The sequence below is a fragment of the Pseudomonas sp. P20 genome, from assembly GCF_016463925.1.
Taxonomy (GTDB): domain Bacteria; phylum Pseudomonadota; class Gammaproteobacteria; order Pseudomonadales; family Pseudomonadaceae; genus Pseudomonas; species Pseudomonas aeruginosa.
In genome coordinates this window covers 42,416-63,759 of the sequence record NZ_JAEMVM010000035.1, presented here as the reverse complement: position 1 = coordinate 63,759, position 21,344 = coordinate 42,416, and the positions used below count along the sequence as shown (strand labels likewise).

Below are 21,344 nucleotides of genomic sequence, written 5' to 3'. Positions count from 1 at the left end.
TACGTTAACGTAAAGGTAAACGCAAGAGGCTTATCCGCCCAGGGCCGTCGGCCCCGGCGCGGCCCAACGGAACGGCGTAGAATGGGCGGTTTTTCACAGGAGCACAGCATGACCCCGGAAATCGCCATCGGCCTGGTGACGGCCCTCGGCCTCGGTGCGCTGGTCGGTCTCGAGCGACAATGGCGACAGCGCTCTTCCGGCATGGCCACCCACGCGATGGTCGCACTCGGTGCGGCCAGCTTCTCGATCCTGCCGCTGTTGCTCGACAACGAGGTCAGCGTGACCCGCATGGCGGCCCAGGTAGTCAGCGGCATCGGTTTTCTCGGCGCCGGCGTGATCATGCGCGACGGCCTCAGCGTACGCGGCCTGAGCACTGCGGCGAGCATCTGGAGCACCGGCGCGATCGGCGTACTGGCCGGCAGCGGTTTCATCCTGGCGGCCTGCATGACGACCGCGCTGATCGTCATCGCCAACCTGTTCCTGCCCGCTCTCGGCCGGGTGGTGGACCGCCACACCTCGGGCGAGGCCGAGCAGGAGCGCTTCTACCAGATCAGCGTGTCCTGCGAGGCGCGCAACGAAGCGCTGGTGCGCATGCAGTTGCTGCAACGCATGGGCGACAACCGCCTGAACCTGCAGAGCCTGGAAAGCCACGCGCTGAAAGGCAGCGGCAACGTGGAAGTGAACGCCGTGGTGTTCACCCTGCACAAGGAGGACTCACTGGTGGAACAGATGGTCGGCGAGCTGTGCCTGGCACCGCAGGTCACCGCCGCCAGTTGGGTGATGAATCCCGCCGCGGAATGAACCGGCGAATTTAGGTTGCCCATTCTAGACGCTTCGCCGCAGGCTTTTCCCACCTCCAGACAAGAACAAGCCGGAGTGAACCACACCACCACTGCCTGTTTCGTGGACGGGGCGAGCCGCCCCGCGGGGAGGAGTCATGCGCTTGCGTTGTTTCTTGCGAGGTTGCCGCTGGGACGAAGGTAGCCTGGTCACGGTAGGCCCCGACCTGATGCTGCGCCAACGTTGCCGGCGTTGCGGCGCCCATCGCTATCTCAGCGTCGAGGCGCCGCCCGAGGAAGCCTGAGCGACGCCGGTCGCGTCCAGGCGTCGAGCGGCTGGCCCTTCAGCGCAGGACCAGGCTGGCCCGGGTGCGCAGGTAGCTCTGCCGGTAGACCACGCTGTTGGCCGGACTGGCGGTATATACCAGGGAGTACATCGCGCGCTGTCCCAGGGCCATCGCCACGATCTGGGTCAGCAGCACCTCGTTGCCCTGGCTGATCCGGCAGTGGGTCTCCAGCGATGCCAGGCCGCCGAGGTTCGAGCGGATCGGTGTGGTGCAGCGCGAGCCCAGCCCGGCCTTGCGGTAGCCCGATTGGACGACATCGAAGACACTCTGGAACTGGCCGTCAATCTCCACCGACTCCTCTTCCATCATCTTCAGGCTGAGCAACTCGATGCTGGCTTCCTTCTCGCCTCCCGGCCCGAGCTTGGTCGCCAGTTGCCGGGAGCCCAGTTGCTCCACGTCGCTGGCCTCGGGTGGGATGCTCTCGGTGATCACCTGCCAGCCGGCCGGCCAGTCGACCTCGGGCTGATAGCCACTGCTGGCGCAACCCGCCACAAGCCCCGCCACTACCACCAGCGCCAAGCCGGACGCCTTGCTTCTCATAGCATTTCCTTACTCGCAAAACCCATCGGAGGGAAAGGTCGGACCTGTCGCCATGGCGCCGTCCGCGCAGTCTCCGAGCCCATGGCGACAACGTTCCCAGCTTACCGGAGAGACGGCGAGCGCCAAGGCGCAAGCCTGAACAAGCTAGCCGACTTGGCGAGGAACGCACAAATTTCATCGGCTGGCGTACAGGTATGGGACATCGGTACCAATAGCGAAGTCGCGCAATCCGTCAGTTTTTTTTGAATTTTTGCCATTGGAAAAAGTCTGTTCAGCGCAGCGTTTTTCCAAGTCCCATCCGGCCCGCAAGGAGAACCCATGGCTGAACCCCAGGACAAGTACACCCGGCGCACAGGCAGGACCTGGGCGGACGACCAGGCGACCTACAACCGTCTGCGCGAAGAAGCCGACGCCGCTCGCCAGAAGCTGCGCGAAAGCGGCTACAGCGGCGCCGAGTATGACCAGTTGCGTCAAGCCGCCTTCGATCTCAACCGCAAGGCCAACCAGTACTGGGAGCAGATGCTCAGCGACCTGCGCCAGGAAGACTGATCAGCGCCACGCCGGGAGACTGCCGCTCTCGGCCCGCACACCCCCTCCACTCTTTGCGTGCTCCTGGCGTCGGCTCATTCGGGCGCATCCGGGTATTGCACCTCGTCCAGCAGGCGAAACCCCACGTTGTCGGCGTCCAGCGCGCTGAGCAGCTCGATCTGTCGATCGATGTCCTGGTTGATATTGGCCAACTGGCCGATGAAGGCATTGGCCGCCTGGCGGGTGCCAGGGTCGGAGCTGCGCGACAGCTCGAAGCCGAGCTGGGTCAGGGCAGCGGCCAGGTGAGCGAGATTGCGCACACTCAACGAGTGCAACTGGCGGGAAACGGCCTGTTCATCCTGAACGGTGGGAGGGACATCCATGAGTCAGATCCTTCGACTGGCACAATGTGACATTCGTCACAGAGATTAACCGAAGCCCCGCAGAACATCCATGCCAGCTATTTCCCTTCGTCGGCTCTGGCCCGGCCCCTGCGTCGTCCTCAAGTTGTCAGATCCGCTGTCGATACTCTGCGAGCCGGAACACGCGCCATGCCCGCCTCGCCGGGCCACAGGGACGTCCTCGGCTGCCTCATCGCAGCCTGCGTGCCGGTCCAACCTGGCAATCCATCGAGGCGTTCCATGCTGCAACAATCCCTACGTGCGCAAATCCTTGTCCTGCTCGGCGGCAGCCTGGCGGCGCTGCTACTCATAGCCCTGGCCTGCTTCGGCTCGCTGACCGGCGACGTACGCGCCTACCGCGAGCTGCTCGGCGGCCCCGTGCGGGCGGCGCAACTGATCGACGAGGCCAACCTGCAATTCCGCGGCCAGGTCCAGGAATGGAAGAACGTCCTGCTGCGCGGACGCCAGGCAGAGGCCCAGACGAAATACTGGAGCCAGTTCGAAGCCCAGGAGCGAGCGGTGCAGGACATCCTCGGGCGCCTGGGCAGCGTGGCCGAAGGCGAGTTGAAGGATCGTGTCGAGCGCCTGCGCGAAGAGCACCGGCGACTCGGTACGGCTTACCGACAAGGCAGGCAACGGTTCCTCGAGGCGGGCGCCGACCCCATCGCCGGCGACCAGGCGGTGACCGGCATCGACCGTGCCACCACCGCGCAGATGCAGGCCCTGCGCGACGAACTGCACCAGGCCAGTGATCTCCATTCCTCCTCCATCAGCGCGGAGGCCCGGCGCACCATGCTGCTCGGCAGCCTGGTGCTGATCGGCGCCAGCCTGGCCGTCGCCCTGCTCAGCCTGTGGCTGGTCAACCGCAACCTGGTCCGTCCGGTGCAACGCCTGATCGAGCACATCGCCCAGCTCAGCCATGGCGACTTCGGCGAGCGCATCGAGATCCGGCGCAAGGACGAACTCGGCAAGCTGGCCCTGGCCGCCAACACCCTGCGCGACTTCCTGGTGGACATCTTCGACCGGCTGCGGCGCAGTACCCGCGACCTGGACAGCGCCAGCGGCTCGCTGAACGCGATCGCCAGCCTGATGGCGGCCGGTACCCGCGAGCAGTTCAGCCGCACCGACCAGGTCGCCACGGCGATGCAGGAAATGTCCGCCACCGCCCAGGAAGTGGCGCGCTACGCCGGCGACGCGGCCAGGGCCGCCGACGAGGCGGACGATTCCGCCCAGCGCGGCGAAGACGTGATGGAAGAAACGATTCGCAGCATCGGCGAGATGCGCAAGGAGATCGACCATACGGTGGAGGTCATCCGCCAATTGGAAAGCGATAGCGGCAGGATCGGCAAGGTCCTCGACGTGATCCGTGGCATCGCCGAGCAGACCAACCTGCTCGCTCTCAACGCGGCCATCGAAGCCGCCCGCGCCGGCGATGCCGGCCGTGGCTTCGCGGTGGTCGCCGACGAGGTCCGCACCCTGGCGCAGCGCACCGCCGAGTCCATCGCCGAGATCCACCAGATCATCGATACCGTGCAGAACGGCGCGGTGAATGCCGCGCGCGCCATCGAAAGCGGGCAGTCGCGCAGCGAGGCCGGTGCCGAGCAGGTTGCCAACGCCGGCACCATGCTGCGCCAGATCACCGCCTCGGTCGAATCGATCCGCGACATGAACCGCCAGATCGCTACCGCCGCCGAGGAACAGACCGCCGTGGCCGAGGACATTTCCCGCAACCTCACGGAAATCGCCTCGATCGCCTCCAGCAACCAGGAACAGGTGGAGCAGACCGAAGCCGCCAGCCGCGATCTCCACGGCCTCTCCGCGCAACTGGGCGATGCCCTGCAACGCCTGCGGGCCTGACCTGGGGTAAGGAAACGACTTCCATGAGGTAAGGCGGACAACCGCAACGCGATTATCCGCCGCTCCAACGGGGGGTCATGGCGGATAGCGTTGTGGCGCTATCCGCCATGCACAGCCAGGGTTCGATCAGTCGAGGACGTTGTCCAGCACCTCGTAGATCAGCCCGGTCGCTACCGCCACCAGCAGCAGGTCGGTGCCGGCCTGCATCCACTCGTAGCCGTCGTAGTGCGGCAGCCGGCCTAGCAGGCGGCCGTCGAGTTTCTTGGCGATGCCGGGCGGCAGCGGCTTGCCGCGCGCCAGGTTCTTCTGGATGCCGGGCGGCAGGGCCGGCCCCGGGTTCCAGTAGCCGCGGTTGTCGCCGAGGATCACCCGTACCCCGCCGACGTCGATACGCGGTCCCGAGTCCCAGTTGCCGCCGCCGTTGCCCTTCTGGCCGGCGCCGCCGCCCTTGTTGCCGGGGCCGCCATGGTTGTCGTGGCCACCCTGGTTGCCTTTGTTGCCCTTGTTACCCTTTCCGCCGTCCATCTGGTTACCGTGCGGGTTGCCCTTGCCATTGCCCGGGTCGGCCAGGACGGCAGGCGTACCGCCGATCAGGGACAGGCTCACGACCAGCGCGAGCACAGAACGAGTGTTGAACATGATGATGTTCTCTCCATGCGAGGACGATCCCTCGATAGCTTAGAACCGTTTCGCTTGTTTGGTTCCATGCCGTCGATCGCGACGCAACCCAGGGAAAGCCCGAGCTGCCGGCTTGGTCGAACCTGTCGAATCGGCTATGCTGCCGCTCCCTGCAAGCGACTACCCGCTACTCCCCGATGACCTGGCTGCCCACTCCGCCATAGCCATGCCTGCCCCTTCCGGCCACGGTCCGAACGACCGTGGCCAGCGTTCGTTCGCCTGAACGCCTGTCGTCATCCCTTGTTTTTTCCAATGCCATCCCGCGGCCCGCGCTGTCGACCGACTGCACGGGCCGTGCCTCGCCCCTGGGTATCCCGATGCTACAGACGCTGAAACAGAACTGGTTCTCCAACCTCCGCGGCGACCTGCTCGCCGGCCTGGTCGTCGCCCTGGCGCTGATCCCCGAGGCCATCGCCTTCTCCATCATCGCCGGGGTCGACCCGAAGATCGGCCTGTACGCCTCCTTCAGCATGGCGGTGGTGATCGCCTTCGCCGGCGGCCGTCCGGGAATGATCTCCGCCGCGACTGGCGCCATGGCGCTGCTGATGGTCAACCTGGTGAAGGACCACGGCCTGCAATACCTGCTGGCGGCGACCCTGCTCTGCGGCGTGCTGCAGATACTCGCCGGCTACCTGCGCCTGGGTTCGCTGATGCGCTTCGTCTCGCGCTCGGTGGTGACCGGTTTCGTCAATGCCCTGGCGATCCTCATCTTCATGGCCCAGCTACCCGAACTCACCGATGTCGGCTGGCCGGTCTACGCGATGACCGCCGCGGGCCTGGCGATCGTCTACGGCTTCCCGCACCTGCCACGGATCGGCCGGCTGCTGCCCTCTCCGCTGGTATGCATCCTGGTCCTCACCGGCATATCCATCTACCTGGGCCTGGACATCCGCACCGTCGGCGTCATGGGTCAGTTGCCCGACAGCCTGCCGCTGTTCCTCTGGCCGGACGTGCCGCTGAACCTCGACACCCTGCTGATCGTCCTGCCCTACTCCGCCGCCCTGGCGGTGGTCGGCCTTCTGGAGTCGCTGATGACCGCCACCATCGTCGACGAGATGACCGACACCGGCAGCGACAAGAACCGCGAATGCAAGGGCCAGGGCCTGGCGAACATCGCCACCGGCCTGCTCGGCGGCATGGCTGGCTGCGCGATGATCGGCCAGTCGGTGATCAATGTTAAATCCGGCGGGCGCAGCCGGCTCTCGACCCTGGTGGCCGGCGTCGCGCTGCTGCTGATGGTGGTGTTCCTCAGCGACTGGGTCGGGCGGATTCCCATGGCGGCCCTGGTGGCGGTGATGATCATGGTGTCCATCGGCACCTTCCGCTGGGAGTCGATCCGCAACCTGAAGCGCTACCCGCTATCGACCAACCTGGTCATGCTGGTGACGGTCGGCGTGGTCCTCGCCACCCACAACCTGGCCTTCGGCGTGGTCACCGGCGTTCTCCTGGCCTCGCTGTTCTTCGCCAACAAGATCGGGCACTACCTCGATATCGACAGCGAACGCTCCGCCGACGGCACCCGCCGCCACTACCAGGTGAGCGGGCAGGTGTTCTTCGCGTCGTCCGGCAGGTTCATCGCCGCCTTCGACCTGAGAGAGACGCTGGAGCATGTGCTCATCGACCTGCGCCACGCCCACCTGTGGGACGTCACCGCCGTCGCGGCACTGGACAAGGTGGTCCTGGGCTTTCGCCAGCGCGGCGTGCAGGTCGACGTGCTGGGCCTGAACGCCGCCAGCGCGACCCTGGTCGATCACTTCGGCGCCTACGACAAGCCGGGCGCCGTGGACATTCTCCCCGGCCATTGAGCGAAGCGCCACTCGGCGGGCAGGCATGGGCTGGCCCTTCCGCTGTGGCGGAGAGCCCGCCGCTCCGTCAGTAAATCGCGGAAGAACTGTTCGAAGATGACGACATGCAGGCTGGCGCGTTATAGCGATCCGGCGATTCGGAAGCTTCCTCCGGGTCAGTGGCTGGCCTGCGAAGACTCTCCACGTATCAGTGCTGACAGGGGGCAGCACGGGGATACAGCGCTGCATCGGTGCCTGCGCGCCCGGAGGCCTAGCGCCCGGGGCGGGAGAAGGCGCGAAAGGTGTCGAACGCCAGCACCAGAAACAGCATCGGCATGAGCAACGGGACGAAGGCGGACATGGCGTCCTGGTAAGGCCGCCCCAGCCACCACAGGAAGAGGCTGGCGCCGCCGATCAGCAGGATGACGAGAAGGATGACGAACTTGCAGAGGCGCGAGGCGAAGGAGAGCGTGTCGGACATGTCTTTTCTCGGTGGAAGCATGTGCGACCGTTTTAGCGAGCGGTGATGCTGGCCGATATAGGAAGAGTCCGTTTACCAGGTAATCGATTTCGCAGAGCTGGCGTCGGCGTCGAAGGCCGTACCGGCATGACCGCGATCAACCTCCACGCCCTTTCATCGCTGCAATCTGGGAAAAGAGCCCGCGCTCCACGAAATAAAGGCACAATGACATCATTGATTGCCGATGCCCGACATCGCAGTAGCCCAGGAGTCCAGCATGGCAACCCCACCCTATCCCGAGGACGAGCATTCGAGACAGGCCTACGTCGACCAACTCGGTCTGCTGGAAGAAGGTGCGGACGAGGTATTCGAGGAAATCCTCGCCGCCGCTACGTCCTACTTCCAGACGCCCATCGCGCTCATTTCCATCCTCGACCATCAGCGCCAGTGGTTTCGCGCGAGCATCGGCCTCGATATCCGGCAGACGCCGCGACGGGATTCGTTCTGCGCCTACGCGATCCTGGGCAAGGGAGTCTTCGAGGTGGCCGACGCCACCCTCGACCCGCGCTTCCGGGACAACCCCTATGTGCAAGGCGAACCGCGCATCCGCTTCTACGCCGGGGCTCCGCTGGCCACCGCGGAAGGTCTCAACCTCGGCAGCCTCTGCGTCATCGACCGGGAACCACGCGGGCCGCTGGCCGAGCGGGACGTCGCCATGCTCGAGCACTTCGCTCGGCTGGTGATGGCCCGTATCCATACGCTCCGCTCGACCAACTACATCGACGAGCCAACCGGCCTGTACAACCGTCTCCGCCTGCAGGAGGACGTTTCCCTGCGCCTGCAGCGCGACGGCGCCCTCACCGTGATCGCCGCCGACCTCCTGCCCCTCGCCCTGCTGAATACCATCATCCGTACGCTGGGCTATCCCTTTTCCAACGACCTCATGCTCGAGGCGCGCGACCGCATCCGCGCGGAACTGCCGGATTTCACTCTCTACAAGATCAGCCCGACGCGCTTCGGACTGCTCCTGCCACGGCAGCAACAGGAAGAAACCGAGTCGGTCTGCCTCCGCCTGCTGCGGGCCTTCGAAAGCCCCGTCGTATGTCGCGGGATCCCGATCAAGGCCAACGTGGGCCTCGGCGTACTACCGCTTGCCGACGATCCCCTCGACGGCGATCAGGACTGGCTGCGCCTGGTGGTCAGCGCGGCCGACGACGCCCGCGACCGCGGTGTCGGCTGGGCCCGCTACAACCCGCCGCTGGACCAGGCCCAGCAGCGTGCCTTCACATTGCTGACCTCGCTGTCCCAGGCGATCGGAACCGAAGAAGGCTTCCATCTGGTGTATCAGCCGAAAATCGACCTGCCGACAGGCAGGTGCACAGGCGTGGAAGCGCTGCTGCGCTGGCGGCACCCGCAACTCGGCTTCGTCAGCCCCGCCGAATTCGTGCCCCTGGCGGAGAAAACCGCACTGATGCGCCCCCTCAGCGACTGGGTGCTGCGCCATGCCATGGCCCAGCTGGCGCAATGGAACGCACGGAACATCCCGCTCAGGCTGGCGATCAACGTATCGGCATCGGACATGGAAGACAGCAGCTTCCTGGAAGAGGCCGTCAGACTCGCCAAAACCTACGACATCGACCTTTCCGCCCTCGAGCTGGAATTCACCGAAAGCGTACTCATCCGCGACGCCTCGGCGGTCGGCTCGGTGCTGCTGCGTGCCCGGGAGCTTGGCATGGGCATCGCGGTGGACGACTTCGGCACCGGCTACAGCAACTGGACCTACCTGCGCGATCTGCCAATCACCGCCATCAAGCTCGACCAATCGTTCACCCGCGACCTCGCCGGCTCGCCGAAGGCGCAGAGCGTCACCCAGGCGGTGATCGGCCTGGCCAGCCAGTTGGGTTATCGGGTGGTCGCGGAAGGCATCGAGACCCACGACACCTTCCACCTGCTGCAGGCCTGGGGCTGCCACGAGGGCCAGGGCTATCTGATCGCCCAGCCGATGCTGCCGGAGCAACTGGAGGACTGGCTGCGGCGTTAGCCAACGCAGGCACGTGGAATGGGCCGTACCAGCATGCTCGCCAGCCTCGGCGCGTCGCTCAGGGACTGGCGAGCAAGGCCCAGACCAGATAGATCGAGTAAAGGGTCAGGAGTATCAGTGCCAACAGCACCGCCCTGCTGGCATGGCGCGCAGCCACCCAGCGGGAATTGCGCCCGCAGCGCCAGACCACGACGAGGCTGAGGCACAGGTAGGCCAGCCTAACCAGCTCGACACCGACCATTCCCCACAAGGTCAGGGCCACCGCATGTTCGCCGGGAGCTTCCTGCATCAGCGGATCGACAATGGCCACCATCGCCTGCCTGGCGGCGACGCTGAGCAATAAGAAACCCGCAGCGAAGAACAGCCAGAATGCCTTCCACAGCGGCTGCCCGCCGGAAAGGAAACCTCTCGCAGTCAGCTTCTCCTCGGCCAGGTCCGCCTCTGGGGTCTTGTATGGGTGCTCCATGCCCTGGGTCCTCCCTGCAAACAACGGGCACCCTAGCACATCCCACGCCGCTCGCCTTCTTCAGCGGGCGGCAGACCGTCCGTTGCACCTCGCGATGTTTCCAGCGCTCGGCCGAGCGTCTCTAGCGCGGGCAGGAGACCTGCGTGCCTTCCACCTTGCGGATGTGATCGCGATAGGAGCCGGAAACCAGGATCGATTGCGTGCCGCCCTTCTCGCTGAGAATGCCATCGCAACTGTAATCGCAGCCAGCCTCGATGCTGAGGCACACGTCCTGTCCCTCGAAACGGTACAGGTTGGCAGGCCACCCCGTGCAATCGTACAGGCCTGCGCCAGGGCATTCGACGGCCTCGAGTCTTCCGGCAACGACGATGGTCGAACCTGCCATGTCCTTGAGTTCCTCCGCGGCGCCAGCGGCAATGGAGAAGAGAGCGGGAAATACAACCAGGGAAAGTCGGCAGGGCATCGGCTTCGGTACTGTCTACTATGTGGACGGAATTCTGAATCGGGTCAGGAATCGATATTCCCGTTCAGACCGAAGCGTGTTGAAGCAGTTCCCCGCCCCCTCTCGCTCGGTTTCCCACGACCGCGGCAGCCCCAGGAGTTCGATACCCTTGTCATTGGTAGTCGCAACTGCGAAGCGCTGCCTGTCCGTTCATAACGGCCACACGGGCAACTTCACTTTATTTGCATTTAAAAAAAGAGCCCATTCGGGCCCTTTTTTTTCCGAGACAAGTTATCAGGACTGATCCTTTCCAATATTGACACTGAACGAGCCGGAGTTATTGCCATAGGTTCCGGGCACGTCGTTGTAGATAAGAGTGATTGCACCCTGGACATTATTGGGTGCAACCCAACGGAACAACCCGGTATTGACCGGAATGGTTCCGCTGTTGCCAATCTTCATGACCAGCGCACCACAAAACGCATCGTGGCAGATCAGCCCTTGGTCCGGATGCTCCCGATCGCCCTGCGGCCCCCATTTCTGGGTAGGTCCGTAACTGGCCCAACCGGCGGCGACGATGGTAATGACATCGCCCGGATTGTAGATAATCGACGTTACCTGCCCTGCTTCGTTATTAGCCAGAACCTCACCTTTCCAAGCCATGATTGATCTCCGATATATGAATTCCTGTTCATAAACGAAAGAGGCGAAAAACCCTGATTCGCGATCCTTCCCTGTCAGCAAAGCACAGCAACGAGGAAGTACCGCCTACCAATTCATGCAGGAGAAAAGAGGATAATTCCGCCAGTGAATTGAATATATTCGGAAAGGAAATTAAAAAGCAGGAGCAGAAGATAACGACAAAAAATCAAACTTCCAAAGACAACTACTTCAAGCTGCACAAACACTCCCGCACACCAGCCAGGGCGAACCCTATACGGAGCCGTACTAGAATGAAACGCCTCCAAGGCCGAGAAGGGAAAGAAGGCAACGTCGACTCGTTGACTGCCGCGCGATTGCGGGCCGGAAGAAAATCGGGGAAGGAGCGCAGAAGTCGGCTGAACGCCAGGAAACACAATGGTGCCCGGAGCCGGGGTCGAACCGGCACGGGGTTACCCCCGAGGGATTTTAAGTCCCTTGCGTCTACCGATTTCGCCATCCGGGCAGGATCTCGCTTCAAGTGAGCCGGCAACGGGAACCAAACCGGCATCCCAACCCGAGACCCACCCCAAACGGTAGATAAATCATTGTCTTACGTTACTCTAGCCGGCGCAACAGTTAATTTCCGTGGGCTCCGCCCAGGTTGCCGGGTGATTCCAGGGGAAGCACGATCCGGAAAGCGCTGCCGACTCCCGGCTGGCTGCGTACCTCGATGGTGCCGCCGTGTTTCTGGACGATGCCGTAGGAGAGCGACAACCCCAGGCCGGTCCCCTTGCCTACCGGCTTGGTGGTGAAGAACGGATCGAAGATGCGCGGCAGGATCTCGGGGGAGATACCCTGCCCCGAGTCTTCCACTTCGATCCAGGCATGCTCCACGGTATGCCCCGTGCGAATCACGATGCGACCCCGCTCCGGCCCCATCGCCTGGGCCGCGTTCATCACCAGGTTCATCACCACCTGGTTGATCTGCGACGGCAGGCACTTCACCTCGGGTAGATCGCCGTATTCGCGGACCACGTCGGCCCGGTACTTCAGTTCGCTGGCGACGATATTGAGGGTCGACTCGATCCCCTGGTGCAGATCGGTCCACTGCCAGTCGTCCTCGGCGTCGACGCGGGAGAAGTTCTTCAGGTCCTGGACGATCTTGCGCACCCGCCCTATACCTTCCCTGGATTCGCGCAGCAACACGGCGACATCCTCCTTGACGAAGGCCAGTTCGACCCGCTCGCCGAGCTGCTCCAGGCGTCTTGCCAGCGCCTCGTCGCGGATCGCGGGGCGAGCCTCTTCATAGGCTTCAAGTACCTCCAGCAAACGCCTGACGTGCTCCTCCAGGGTGGTGTAGTTGGAGGAAACGTAGCTGATGGGGTTATTGATCTCATGGGCGACGCCGGCGGCCAGGTGGCCGATCGAGGCAAGCTTCTCCGTCTGCACCAGTTGGCTTTCCAGTTCCTTGCGCTCGCCGATCTCTTTCTCCAGCGCCTCCTTGGCCTGGCCGACTTCCCGGGTGATCTCCTGGATGGCAGCCTCCATCCGGCTCATCTGCAACTGGAGGTGAGCCGTCACGTTCCACTTGGCGCTGAGATTGCCGGCCATCTGGCGGACCTCCTGTCCCTGCAAAGGCAGGCCGAGGAGCAGCAGGCGCTCTTCCGCAGCCCACGGCGCCAATAGCGGAAAATCGGCGGGAGGCGCATGCACCACGACCTGCAAGCGGGAGTCGAGACGCCAGAACCGCTCGAGAACGGGAATATCCGCGCCTACCGACGGCATCCCGAGAAACACCACGGCATACGGCGCATCGGCCTGGAGGGCCGAGCGTATCCGCCCCAATGCCTCCTCGGCGCTTCCCGCCGTATCCACCTGGTAGCCCCACTCAGGCGCCACGGGAGGCGATTCGGCCCCTAGGGTTCCCTGCAACAACCCGCATACACGGTCTCGATCCGCCTGCCGCTCATCGATCACCAGCAAGCGCCGGTTCCTGATGGGTAACGTCTCCATGATCCGCACCTCCGCTCGCCCAGCCGCCGCGTGCATGCGCCCTCGTCCAGGCCAGACTCGGACTATGCTTGCCTGAAGCATTCAGGCAAAACTCACCCGGTGGACAGACACTCATGAACGATAGCGCACCTCCTTCCAACGAGACGGAGATCCGCTTCAGCGTGCTGCTGGTCGACGACGAGCCGCTGATCCTCAGCAGCCTGCGCCGGCTGCTACGCAACCAGCCCTACGACCTGTTGCTGGCGGAGAGCGGCGAACAGGCCCTGCAACTGCTGGAAAGCCGGCCCGTGGACCTGGTGGTGTCCGACGCCCGCATGCCGAACATGGACGGCGCTGCCCTGCTCGCGGAAATCCATCGCCGCTCCCCGGAAACCATTCGCATCCTGCTCACCGGCCATGCCGACCTGCCAACCATCGCCAAGGCCATCAATGAAGGGCGCATCCACCATTACCTGAGCAAGCCGTGGAACGACGACGAGTTGCTGCTGACCCTGCGCCAGTCGCTCGAATACCTGCATTCCGAGCGCGAGCGGCGGCGCCTGGAGCGACTTACCCAGGAGCAGAACGACCGCCTCCAGCAACTCAACGCCACGCTGGAAAAGCGCGTTCAGGCGCGCACCGCCGAACTGCAGCAGACCGCCGACATGCTCGACCTCGCCTATGAGGAGCTAAAGCGCAGCTACGTGGTCGGCACCGAGGTCTTCTCGCTGCTGGTCAACCAGCGCCTGCCCAAGGACAAGCAGACCAACCAGCAAATCATCGAACTGGTCCGCGCCTGCTGTGCCAGCGGCCTCGTCGACGAATCGGATGGTCGCGACCTGGCGATGGCCGCGGCGCTCTACAACATCGGCAAGCTGAGCTGGAACGACACCCTGCTCAGCTCGCCCTCGGACCTGCTCTATCACCACGACCGCGATCGTTTCCGCGGCTACCCGGAGCTCAGCGAGTCGCTGCTGATGTCGCTGGAACCGATGCAGGACGCCGCCCGCCTGATTCGCCATCACCAGGAGCACTGGGACGGCAGCGGCTATCCGGACCACCTCAAGGGCGAGGCCATTCCCCTGGGCTCGCGCCTCTTGAAGCTGGCGGTGGATTTCGTCGAGCTGCAGCGCGGACTGATCCTCGAACGGCGCATGAATCGCGACGAAGCACTGATGTACATCCGCAAATACGCCGGCCGGCTGTACGACCCCGAGCTGATCGAACCGTTCATCCAGGTCTGCGCGACGACCCTTGCCGATGTCACCCTGGCCGATCCGCAAGTCCGTGCCCATGGCACCCGCGACCTGGTTCCGGGCATGGTGCTGGCGCGCAACCTCACCGCCAACAACGGCATGCTGCTGCTCAACGCGGGCAAGGTCCTGAACCTGGCGCTGATCGAGAAGCTGATCGCCTTCGAAGCGATCGAAGGCGCACGCTACACGCTGTTCGTGCGCCTCCCGGAGTCGACGACCTAGGCGGCTCCCGTCAGATCTTGAAGCGCTCCACCGACGAGCGCATGGTCGCTGCAACCTCGTTCAGGCGCCTGGCGGTGGCGGCCATCTCGTGCATCGCCTGGGTGTTCTGCTGCGAACGCTGGGCGATGAGTTCCACGCGCTGGGCGATTTCATCACTGGCGCGCGACTGCTCGCGGATGGTCTGGGAAATCTCATCGACCACCGACGCGGCATGACGGGTTCCATCGAGGATCTCGTTGATCGACACCCCTGCCTGGCGGGCGAACGACACCCCCTCGTTGACCCGGCTCACGCCGGCCTCCATGCTGTTGATCGCTTGCCCCGTGCTGGCGCGGATGCGCTCGATCATCGCGGTGATCTCCTGGGTCGACTGGGTGGTCCGCGCCGCCAGCCCGCGCACCTCGTCGGCGACCACGGCGAAACCGCGCCCGGCGTCTCCGGCCCGCGCCGCCTCGATGGCGGCGTTCAACGCCAGCAGGTTGGTCTGCTCGGCGATCCCCTTGATCACCTGGATGATCGAATGAATCTCGTCCGACGACTGGCCGAGAGCGGTGATGCTGGTGGAGGACTGGTTGACCACGTCGGCGATGCGGCTCATCCCTTCCACCACGTTGAGGATCACCTGCCCGCCACTGCTGGCCAGCTCCTCGGACTTGGCCGAGATCACCCTGGCGTTGTCGGCGTGGTCGGAAATCTGCGAGATATTGGTGATCATCTCTTCCATGCTCGCAGCCATGCTGGTGGCGCTGTCGGCCTGTTGGCTGGCGCCGTGGACGATCGACTGCGAGGTCTGGCCGATGGATTGGGAGGTGTCGTGGAGCTCTTCGCTTTCCTGGCGGATGATGGTGATCATCTGCCGCAGGTTCTCCTGCATCTCGCCCAACGCCCGCTGCAACTGGCCGGCCTCGTCATTGCTGTCGACGCCGATCGGCTCCTGCAGGTTGCCCTGGGCGATCACCCGGGCCGAGGCGACCAGCTTGCGCAGAGGCTTGAGGACGGCACCCAGCAACTGGCGACAAAGCTGCCCGAGGACCAGGCAGGCGACCAGGATGCCGCCCGCGAGCATCCAGGCGGAATAGCGCATGCTGTCTTCGCGCGCCCGGTTGGTCTGCTCGACGTGTTTCTCGATCAGGCTGCTGAGCGCTTCGTTGCGCCCTTCCAGCTCCTTGAAGGCCTGGACGAACTGCGGCAGCTCGGCCCGTGCCGCCACGGGATCGAGCAACGCCTTGCCGACGATGCTCTCGGCGGCGCCGATGTAGGCTTCCAGGTCGGGCCGCAACTCGACCAGCGCCTGGTGGATGGCGTCGTTGAGAGGCAGCCCCTGGTTCTGCTCGACCACCTTGCGAAACCACTGGCTGTGCTCCTGCAGGTCCTGGCGGACCTGCTCGGCCGCCGCGCCGTCGCCGGGCTGGACCACGAACGCCGCCAGGACGTCGGCGCGCAAGGCGTCGTGCATCATGTCGCCTTCCATGTGGTTGCGCAGCGCATTGACGCTCAGCTCGTTCTCCGACAGCGCCTTGCCCAACCGCAATTGCCCCCAAAAGCCGACCCCGCCTAGCAGCACCACAGCCACGATGCCGATGGCGCCCGAAGCGAGGATTCTCTGCCGAATGTTCATCCCTGGGCTCCTTTCCGTGCCGAGATATCGCTAAGGATAGTCAACCCCAGGCAAGGCGGGATTGCCCGAACGAAGAGCTATTCGGGCACGGAGCGGGGACGCCGGCCATTCTCAGGAAGCTGCCGGCCGCTCGCTCTGTTCGGCCGTCAACTGGAACTCTTCGCCCGCATAGTAGGCCCGCACCTTGGGGTCCATGACCGCCCGCCACAGCGGCGGGATCAGCGCCAGCACCACCATCCCGGCATAACCGCTGGGCATCTGCGGGCTATCGTCATAATGACGGAGGACCTGATAGGGGCGTTTGGCGAAGGCATGATGGTCGGAATGCCGTTGCAGATGGAACAGGACCAGGTTGGTGAAGACGAAGTTGCTGTTCCAGGAGTGGGTATGGTTGGTCCGCTCGTAGCGCCCGTCCTCGCCCTTTCGCCGATGCAGGCCGTAGTGCTCGACGTAGTTGATGATCTCCAGCAGGGTCACCGCGACGAACGCTTGGCCAAGGAAGAAAACCATCCCCAGCCAGCCGAACGCCCAACCGAAACCGACCAGCAACGCCAGGCTCAGCAGGTACCACCAGATCAGTTCGTTCTGCCAGCCGAACACCGGCAGGCCCTTCTTGCGCAGCCGCACCGCTTCAAGGCGCCAGGCGTTGAGGAAGTTGTACTTGTAGGCATGCGGCAGGAACTGGTAGACCGACTGGCCGAAACGCGCCGACGAAGCGTCCTCCGGCGTAGACACATGCACATGGTGGCCGCGCACATGCTCGACCTTGAACCCCGCGTAGCACACGGCGGCCAGCAGAATGCCGCCGGCAGCCTGCTCCAGCGCCGAGTCCTTGTGGATCAGCTCATGGGCGACGACGATCCCCACCGCTCCCATCACCGTGCCCATCGAGAGGATCCAGCCCAACCGGCCGAGCCAGCCCCACTCCTGGAAAGCGACGAACACGCCAGCGGCCCACACCAGCGTACCGATGAGCACCGGCACCGTGGCCAGGGTCAGCAATACGTAATAGCCCTGGCCGAGCAACTGCGGCGTCTGGGTTTCCTCGTCGGGGTTGGCCGGGTCGCGGCCGAACAGCATGTCCAGCAGCGGCCCGATGCCGAATACCGCAATCACCAGGGAAAATGCCCAGAAGGCCGGATGTGCGCTGTCCTGGGCCATCCAGTAGTTGAACGGCATGGACAACGCCAGCAGCAGCCAGAGCCAATAGGCGTACTTCTTGATGGCCAGCATGGTGCTGGGAGAGAAATTTTCAAACATCGTGCGCTCCAGTTTCTGTCCGACAATCCTACAATCGAACCATCACCGAGCCGGGCTGCCAGGTCACCATCACTAAAGGTTGGCCGCCTCCCCCGCCTTCACCCTGCTTGACCTGAATCAAAGGCCAAGTCCTCGCGGTTTTATGCCCATCGACTTTCTCGATATTCCATTTTCATCCGTACTGGCCGTCTCTCGCTGCCGGCCGCGCTGGACCGTGGATACCCGGCTTTCCTGGGGAAGCCGGGTATCCATCGCATCAGCCGATAGGAATCACCGGTTATTTCCCATTGATCTCATCGAGGCCGTCGCTAATATCGAATCCAATTTCCAAACAAGGAGCCTCACGATGTCTGACGCATTCCTCTCCTCCATCAAGAACCGCCGCACCATCTACGCCCTGGACAAGCAACTGCCCGTCTCCCAGGAGAAAATCGTCGAACTGGTCAAGGAGGCCGTCTCGCACAGCCCTTCCGCGTTCAACTCGCAGAGCTCGCGGGTGGTCGTCCTGTTCGGCGCCGAGCACGAGCAGTTCTGGAACATCGCCAAGGACGAGTTGAAGAAGATCGTTCCCGCCGACGCTTTCGCCGCCACCGAAACCAAGCTCAATTCCTTCGCCGCCGGTGCCGGCACCGTACTGTTCTTCGAAGACCAGACGGTAGTGCGCCAGCTTCAGGAGCAGTTCGCCCTCTACGCCGACAACTTCCCGGTGTGGTCGGAGCAGGCCAGCGGCATGGCCCAGTTCGCGGTCTGGACCGCCCTCGCCGAGCACAAGGTCGGCGCCAGCCTGCAGCACTACAACCCGCTGGTAGATGCGCAGACCCACAAGACCTGGAACCTGCCGGAAAGCTGGAAGCTGCGCGCACAGATGCCTTTCGGCGCCATCGCCGCTCCGGCGGGGGAGAAAGCCTTCATCGCCGAAAGCGAACGCTTCAAGGTCTTCGGCAACTGATCGGCCGAGATCGCCGTAGAAAAGCCCCGCCTCGTCGCGGGGCTTTTTCTTTCCCCCGCGCCTCAGCCGCGACGCACCGCCGGCCTCGGCAGGCGCACGCTCCAACCCTGCTGCATGCCTGCCGCGGCGAGCAGGATGGCGGCCACGCCAAGCCACTGGGCCAGGCTCAGGCGATGTTCGAAGACCAGCCAGTCCACCAGGATCGCCGCGACCGGATAGATGAAGGACAAGGCACCGGTCAGCGCCGTCGGCAATTTCTGAATGGCGCCGTAGAGCAGTACGTACATCAGCCCGGTATGGACGATTCCCAGGGTCGCCAGGCTGGCCCAGGGAGCAACGTCCCGGGGCAGTTCGGCAAGGTTCGCCAGCGGTGCGAGCATCAGCACGCCGGTGCCCACCTGGATCAAGGCGATAAGATGCGGCGGCGTGCCTTGCAGGCGCTTCACGATCAGCGCGGCAAAGGCATACAGCAGCGCGGCAGCGAGCGCCAGGAGGATACCGAACAGGTAGTCCCCGCGCGGGGCGCCGCTGTCGCCGTGGGCGTTGACGATCGCCAGCATGCCGGCGAACGAAAGCCCCAGCCAGCCCAGCTTGCGCGCCGTGACCTTCTCGCCGAGAAACGCCGCGCCTAGCCCCACCAGCATGAACGGCTGGACGTTGTAGACCGCGGTACCGATGGCGATCGAAGCCCGTGAGTAGGATGCGAACAGCAACACCCAGTTGCCGACGATGAACACCCCGCTGAGGAGCGCCAGCAGGAACGCCTCGCGCCCCAGGCTGCCGCGGCGCAGGAAGCCCAGCGCGGCACAGGCGACCAGCAGCGTGGCGAAACCGAATACGCAGCGCCAGAACACCACGTCCAGCACGGGCTGCCCGGAGAGCAGCACCAGCCAGCCAATGGTGCCGCAGATCAGCATGGCCGAAGTCATTTCCAGCGTACCGCGACGGATCGGATCGTTCATGGGCGCTCTCCCGCAAGACAGGCCTATGATTATCCAAAGTCGTCTTCCAGCCCTCCATCGCATTACTCAGGCAAAAACCCGTGACGACCTTTTTTATCAGGGCTATTTTGAAAAAAAACTTTCGAGGCCGACATGACCGACGACATCGACCAACGCCTGATCAACGCCCTCATGGCTGACTCGCGACTGTCCCTCAAGGCTCTCGCCCAGGTCAGCGGGCTATCGGCCCCGAGCGTCGCCGAACGCCTGCGCAAGCTGGAAGAACGCGGCGTGATCCGCGGCTACACCCTGGATGTCGACCCCCGCTGTTTCGGCTACCAGTTCCAGGCGATCGTTCGCATCCGCCCCCTGCCCGGCAGGCTGCACGAGGTCGAGCGACAGATCCAGGACATCGCCGAGTTCACCGAGTGCGACAAGGTCACCGGTGACGACTGCTTCATCGCCCGCCTCCAGGTTCGTTCGATGGAACAGCTCGACACGCTGCTGGACAGGATCAACGGCTACGCGGAAACCAACACCGCCATCGTCAAGAAGTCCCCGGTTAAACGCCGGCTCCCCCCGATGACCTGAGCGAGGCACTCCGCATGCCCACACCCGGCACGGGTTCCGTCCCGGAACTGCAACTCGTCCCATTCCAGCTGGAACACTTCCCAATCCTGCAACGCTGGTTCGCCACGGAAAAGGAGCTGGTGCAATGGGCCGGCCCCGCCCTGCGGCATCCGCTGAGCCTCGAGCAGATGCATGAAGACCTCGCGGAAAGCCGCCGGCGACCGCCGCTGCGCCTGCTCTGGAGCGCTTGCCGGGATGACCAGGTCATCGGCCATTGCCAGTTGCTGTTCGACCGCCGCAACGGCGTCGTCCGCCTGGCTCGCATAGCCCTGGCGCCAAGCGCGCGCGGCCAGGGCCTGGGGCTGCCGATGCTGGAGGCGCTGCTCGCCGAGGCCTTCGCCGACGCCGACATCGAGCGCGTTGAATTGAACGTGTACGACTGGAACGCTGCCGCCCGTCATCTCTATCGACGCGCGGGGGTTCCGCGAAGAAGGCTTGCGCCGCTCCGCCACCCGGGTCGGCCGGGAACGCTGGAATGTCGTTCTCATGGGGCTTTTGCGGCAAGAGTGGGCGGCGGGAGGCGCCGGCAACGACTGAGGCGCAGGCGGATGCTGCGCCTCATCCGGTACTACAGGTTGGAACGGAGCCGCCACAGTTCGGGGAAGAGGATGGTATCGAGCATGCTGCGCAGATACCCCACTCCCTCGGTTCCGCCCGTGCCGGGTTTGAAACCGATGATGCGCTCCACCGTGGTCACGTGACGGAAGCGCCACTGGCGGAACGAGTCCTCCAGGTCGATCAGTTTCTCCGCCAGCTGATACAGGTCCCAGTAGCGTTCCGGCGCCTGGTAGACCTGTCGCCACGCCGCCTCCACCGAGGCCTCGTAACAGGTGCCGGCCGCCGCGTCCCGGGCGAGCCGCTCCTGGCTTACCGGCAACCCCTGGGCGGCCATCAGGCGGATCGCTTCGTCGTATAGCGACGGCGTATGCAGGGCCTGCTCCAGGGCCGCCAGCAGCTCGGCACGGTGAGCATGGGGCTTGAGCAGGGTGGCGTTCTTGTTGCCGAGGATGAATTCGATCTCGCGGTACTGGTAGGACTGGAAACCGGAAGACTGGCCCAGGTACGGGCGGATGGTGTTGTACTCGGTCGGCGTCATGGTGGCCAGCACCGCCCAGGCGTGTACCAGCTGGTCGAAGATCCGCGAAACCCTGGCGAGCATTTTCAGCGCCGGACCGAGCTTGCCTGACTTGACGTGCTCCCGGGCGGCCCGCAGTTCGTGGAGCATCAGCTTCATCCATAGCTCCGAGGTCTGGTGCTGGATGATGAACAGCATTTCGTTGTGGTCGGGCGAAAGCGGGAACTGGGCGTCCAGGACCTTGTCCAGCTTCAGGTAATCGCCGTAGCTCATCGCATGGGTGAAGTCCAGGGCGGCGTTATGCCACTCAGCCTCTCCGTCCGTTTCTCCCTGGGCCTGGGAGTGAGGGCAAGGACACATGTGAATCTCCTGAATTCGGCGGCAGGCGTCGGAAGTCGATGAGCGACCTGCCGGCAACGTTGTCGGGGGTGGCTTC

The 21,344-nt window shown here is 64.2% G+C and carries 21 protein-coding genes, 1 tRNA gene and 1 pseudogene; 10 read left to right on the top strand and 13 right to left on the bottom strand.

All coding sequences use genetic code 11. From position 1 onward, the window contains the following. The first annotated feature begins 108 nt into the window (after positions 1-108). Both JHD77_RS28815 and JHD77_RS28810 read left to right on the top strand, forming a co-directional pair. A complete protein-coding gene (locus JHD77_RS28815) occupies positions 109-801 on the top strand; it encodes an MgtC/SapB family protein (RefSeq protein ID WP_003102512.1) in 693 nt (230 codons plus the stop codon). A gap of 136 nt (positions 802-937) precedes the next feature. Then, a complete protein-coding gene (locus JHD77_RS28810) occupies positions 938-1,084 on the top strand; it encodes a PSPA7_2676 family Cys-rich small protein (protein ID WP_003090016.1) in 147 nt (48 codons plus the stop codon). 39 nt (positions 1,085-1,123) lie between these two features. Here the strand turns inward: JHD77_RS28810 and JHD77_RS28805 are convergent, their stop codons facing one another. After that, the gene (locus JHD77_RS28805) at positions 1,124-1,666 is read right to left on the bottom strand and encodes a DUF4946 domain-containing protein (RefSeq protein ID WP_003090018.1); all 543 of its coding nucleotides are present in this window, start codon (positions 1,664-1,666) and stop codon (positions 1,124-1,126) included. Between the two features lie 318 nt (positions 1,667-1,984). On the opposite strand from JHD77_RS28805, the gene srfA reads away from it, so the two are divergent. Next, complete coding sequence (gene srfA / locus JHD77_RS28800) at positions 1,985-2,215, top strand: stress response facilitator SrfA (protein ID WP_003090022.1); 231 nt, start codon at positions 1,985-1,987, stop codon at positions 2,213-2,215. A gap of 74 nt (positions 2,216-2,289) precedes the next feature. Here srfA and plzR read toward each other — a convergent pair whose 3' ends face one another. Beyond that, complete coding sequence (plzR, locus tag JHD77_RS28795) at positions 2,290-2,577, bottom strand: type 4 pili assembly inhibitor PlzR (protein WP_003102510.1); 288 nt, start codon at positions 2,575-2,577, stop codon at positions 2,290-2,292. A gap of 168 nt (positions 2,578-2,745) precedes the next feature. Here plzR and ctpH point away from each other — a divergent pair, with 168 nt between their 5' ends. Then, positions 2,746-4,452 carry a methyl-accepting chemotaxis protein CtpH gene (gene ctpH / locus JHD77_RS28790; protein WP_014602850.1) on the top strand — a complete coding sequence of 569 codons (1,707 nt, stop codon included), beginning with the start codon at positions 2,746-2,748 and terminating at the stop codon, positions 4,450-4,452. Between the two features lie 126 nt (positions 4,453-4,578). Here the strand turns inward: ctpH and JHD77_RS28785 are convergent, their stop codons facing one another. Further along, the gene (locus tag JHD77_RS28785; protein WP_003090028.1) at positions 4,579-5,091 is read right to left on the bottom strand and encodes an anti-virulence regulator CigR family protein; all 513 of its coding nucleotides are present in this window, start codon (positions 5,089-5,091) and stop codon (positions 4,579-4,581) included. Between the two features lie 356 nt (positions 5,092-5,447). Between JHD77_RS28785 and JHD77_RS28780 the strand changes: the two genes are divergently transcribed. Further along, entirely contained in the window at positions 5,448-6,935 is a 1,488-nt protein-coding gene (locus tag JHD77_RS28780; RefSeq protein ID WP_031756733.1) for a SulP family inorganic anion transporter, read from the top strand. Between the two features lie 250 nt (positions 6,936-7,185). Here the strand turns inward: JHD77_RS28780 and JHD77_RS28775 are convergent, their stop codons facing one another. Beyond that, positions 7,186-7,395 (bottom strand): hypothetical protein, encoded by a 210-nt coding sequence (locus tag JHD77_RS28775; RefSeq protein WP_003102501.1) that lies wholly within the window; start codon positions 7,393-7,395, stop codon positions 7,186-7,188. Between the two features lie 256 nt (positions 7,396-7,651). On the opposite strand from JHD77_RS28775, the gene JHD77_RS28770 reads away from it, so the two are divergent. Beyond that, the gene (locus JHD77_RS28770; protein ID WP_003102498.1) at positions 7,652-9,415 is read left to right on the top strand and encodes a cyclic di-GMP phosphodiesterase; all 1,764 of its coding nucleotides are present in this window, start codon (positions 7,652-7,654) and stop codon (positions 9,413-9,415) included. Between the two features lie 58 nt (positions 9,416-9,473). Here JHD77_RS28770 and JHD77_RS28765 read toward each other — a convergent pair whose 3' ends face one another. The 5 genes from JHD77_RS28765 to JHD77_RS28745 all read right to left on the bottom strand — a co-directional run bounded on the left by JHD77_RS28765 (position 9,474) and on the right by JHD77_RS28745 (position 13,014). After that, a complete protein-coding gene (locus tag JHD77_RS28765; RefSeq protein ID WP_003102495.1) occupies positions 9,474-9,881 on the bottom strand; it encodes a hypothetical protein in 408 nt (135 codons plus the stop codon). A 121-nt stretch (positions 9,882-10,002) separates the two neighbouring features. Then, a complete protein-coding gene (locus tag JHD77_RS28760; RefSeq protein ID WP_003120049.1) occupies positions 10,003-10,344 on the bottom strand; it encodes a hypothetical protein in 342 nt (113 codons plus the stop codon). Between the two features lie 273 nt (positions 10,345-10,617). After that, positions 10,618-10,986, bottom strand: a complete 369-nt coding sequence (lecA, locus tag JHD77_RS28755; protein ID WP_003102492.1) for a PA-I galactophilic lectin — start codon at positions 10,984-10,986, stop codon at positions 10,618-10,620. 415 nt (positions 10,987-11,401) lie between these two features. After that, positions 11,402-11,488 (bottom strand) — tRNA-Leu (locus tag JHD77_RS28750). A 113-nt stretch (positions 11,489-11,601) separates the two neighbouring features. After that, positions 11,602-13,014, bottom strand: coding sequence for an ATP-binding protein (locus JHD77_RS28745; RefSeq protein WP_031629074.1), 1,413 nt, complete (start codon positions 13,012-13,014; stop codon positions 11,602-11,604). Between the two features lie 77 nt (positions 13,015-13,091). On the opposite strand from JHD77_RS28745, the gene JHD77_RS28740 reads away from it, so the two are divergent. After that, entirely contained in the window at positions 13,092-14,435 is a 1,344-nt protein-coding gene (locus tag JHD77_RS28740; protein WP_003102481.1) for a response regulator, read from the top strand. A 10-nt stretch (positions 14,436-14,445) separates the two neighbouring features. Here JHD77_RS28740 and JHD77_RS28735 read toward each other — a convergent pair whose 3' ends face one another. Further along, positions 14,446-16,053: a methyl-accepting chemotaxis protein gene (locus JHD77_RS28735; RefSeq protein WP_031755459.1), complete on the bottom strand. Its 1,608-nt coding sequence runs from the start codon at positions 16,051-16,053 to the stop codon at positions 14,446-14,448. Between the two features lie 111 nt (positions 16,054-16,164). Next, positions 16,165-17,313, bottom strand: coding sequence for an alkane 1-monooxygenase AlkB1 (gene alkB1, locus JHD77_RS28730; protein WP_003102475.1), 1,149 nt, complete (start codon positions 17,311-17,313; stop codon positions 16,165-16,167). 346 nt (positions 17,314-17,659) lie between these two features. On the opposite strand from alkB1, the gene JHD77_RS28725 reads away from it, so the two are divergent. Continuing rightward, positions 17,660-18,262 carry a nitroreductase family protein gene (locus JHD77_RS28725; protein ID WP_003113348.1) on the top strand — a complete coding sequence of 201 codons (603 nt, stop codon included), beginning with the start codon at positions 17,660-17,662 and terminating at the stop codon, positions 18,260-18,262. Positions 18,263-18,324: 62 nt separating this feature from the next. Here JHD77_RS28725 and JHD77_RS28720 read toward each other — a convergent pair whose 3' ends face one another. Then, positions 18,325-19,224, bottom strand: a complete 900-nt coding sequence (locus JHD77_RS28720) for a DMT family transporter (protein WP_003102472.1) — start codon at positions 19,222-19,224, stop codon at positions 18,325-18,327. A 132-nt stretch (positions 19,225-19,356) separates the two neighbouring features. On the opposite strand from JHD77_RS28720, the gene JHD77_RS28715 reads away from it, so the two are divergent. Together JHD77_RS28715 and JHD77_RS28710 are read left to right on the top strand one after the other, a co-directional pair. Then, positions 19,357-19,794, top strand: coding sequence for an Lrp/AsnC family transcriptional regulator (locus JHD77_RS28715; protein WP_003102469.1), 438 nt, complete (start codon positions 19,357-19,359; stop codon positions 19,792-19,794). A 14-nt stretch (positions 19,795-19,808) separates the two neighbouring features. Further along, positions 19,809-20,370: pseudogene (locus JHD77_RS28710) on the top strand (GNAT family N-acetyltransferase). Positions 20,371-20,401: 31 nt separating this feature from the next. On the opposite strand, the gene kynA reads toward JHD77_RS28710, so the two are convergent. Next, positions 20,402-21,268: a tryptophan 2,3-dioxygenase gene (kynA, locus tag JHD77_RS28705; RefSeq protein ID WP_003120044.1), complete on the bottom strand. Its 867-nt coding sequence runs from the start codon at positions 21,266-21,268 to the stop codon at positions 20,402-20,404. Positions 21,269-21,344 lie beyond the last annotated feature (76 nt).

Excerpts from the sequence above, each read along its gene's own strand:
- JHD77_RS28735 (WP_031755459.1), bottom strand. The coding sequence starts at position 16,053 with ATGAACATTCGGCAGAGAATCCTCGCTTCGGGCGCCATCGGCATCGTG.
- plzR (WP_003102510.1), bottom strand. The coding sequence starts at position 2,577 with ATGGATGTCCCTCCCACCGTTCAGGATGAACAGGCCGTTTCCCGCCAG.
- kynA (WP_003120044.1), bottom strand. The coding sequence starts at position 21,268 with ATGTGTCCTTGCCCTCACTCCCAGGCCCAGGGAGAAACGGACGGAGAG.
- JHD77_RS28785 (WP_003090028.1), bottom strand. The coding sequence starts at position 5,091 with ATGTTCAACACTCGTTCTGTGCTCGCGCTGGTCGTGAGCCTGTCCCTG.
- JHD77_RS28810 (WP_003090016.1), top strand. The coding sequence starts at position 938 with ATGCGCTTGCGTTGTTTCTTGCGAGGTTGCCGCTGGGACGAAGGTAGC.
- lecA (WP_003102492.1), bottom strand. The coding sequence starts at position 10,986 with ATGGCTTGGAAAGGTGAGGTTCTGGCTAATAACGAAGCAGGGCAGGTA.
- JHD77_RS28745 (WP_031629074.1), bottom strand. The coding sequence starts at position 13,014 with ATGCACGCGGCGGCTGGGCGAGCGGAGGTGCGGATCATGGAGACGTTA.
- JHD77_RS28775 (WP_003102501.1), bottom strand. The coding sequence starts at position 7,395 with ATGTCCGACACGCTCTCCTTCGCCTCGCGCCTCTGCAAGTTCGTCATC.
- JHD77_RS28740 (WP_003102481.1), top strand. The coding sequence starts at position 13,092 with ATGAACGATAGCGCACCTCCTTCCAACGAGACGGAGATCCGCTTCAGC.
- JHD77_RS28780 (WP_031756733.1), top strand. The coding sequence starts at position 5,448 with ATGCTACAGACGCTGAAACAGAACTGGTTCTCCAACCTCCGCGGCGAC.
- JHD77_RS28805 (WP_003090018.1), bottom strand. The coding sequence starts at position 1,666 with ATGAGAAGCAAGGCGTCCGGCTTGGCGCTGGTGGTAGTGGCGGGGCTT.
- JHD77_RS28760 (WP_003120049.1), bottom strand. The coding sequence starts at position 10,344 with ATGCCCTGCCGACTTTCCCTGGTTGTATTTCCCGCTCTCTTCTCCATT.
- JHD77_RS28815 (WP_003102512.1), top strand. The coding sequence starts at position 109 with ATGACCCCGGAAATCGCCATCGGCCTGGTGACGGCCCTCGGCCTCGGT.
- JHD77_RS28725 (WP_003113348.1), top strand. The coding sequence starts at position 17,660 with ATGTCTGACGCATTCCTCTCCTCCATCAAGAACCGCCGCACCATCTAC.
- ctpH (WP_014602850.1), top strand. The coding sequence starts at position 2,746 with ATGCCCGCCTCGCCGGGCCACAGGGACGTCCTCGGCTGCCTCATCGCA.
- JHD77_RS28720 (WP_003102472.1), bottom strand. The coding sequence starts at position 19,224 with ATGAACGATCCGATCCGTCGCGGTACGCTGGAAATGACTTCGGCCATG.
- JHD77_RS28765 (WP_003102495.1), bottom strand. The coding sequence starts at position 9,881 with ATGGAGCACCCATACAAGACCCCAGAGGCGGACCTGGCCGAGGAGAAG.
- alkB1 (WP_003102475.1), bottom strand. The coding sequence starts at position 17,313 with ATGTTTGAAAATTTCTCTCCCAGCACCATGCTGGCCATCAAGAAGTAC.
- JHD77_RS28715 (WP_003102469.1), top strand. The coding sequence starts at position 19,357 with ATGACCGACGACATCGACCAACGCCTGATCAACGCCCTCATGGCTGAC.
- srfA (WP_003090022.1), top strand. The coding sequence starts at position 1,985 with ATGGCTGAACCCCAGGACAAGTACACCCGGCGCACAGGCAGGACCTGG.
- JHD77_RS28770 (WP_003102498.1), top strand. The coding sequence starts at position 7,652 with ATGGCAACCCCACCCTATCCCGAGGACGAGCATTCGAGACAGGCCTAC.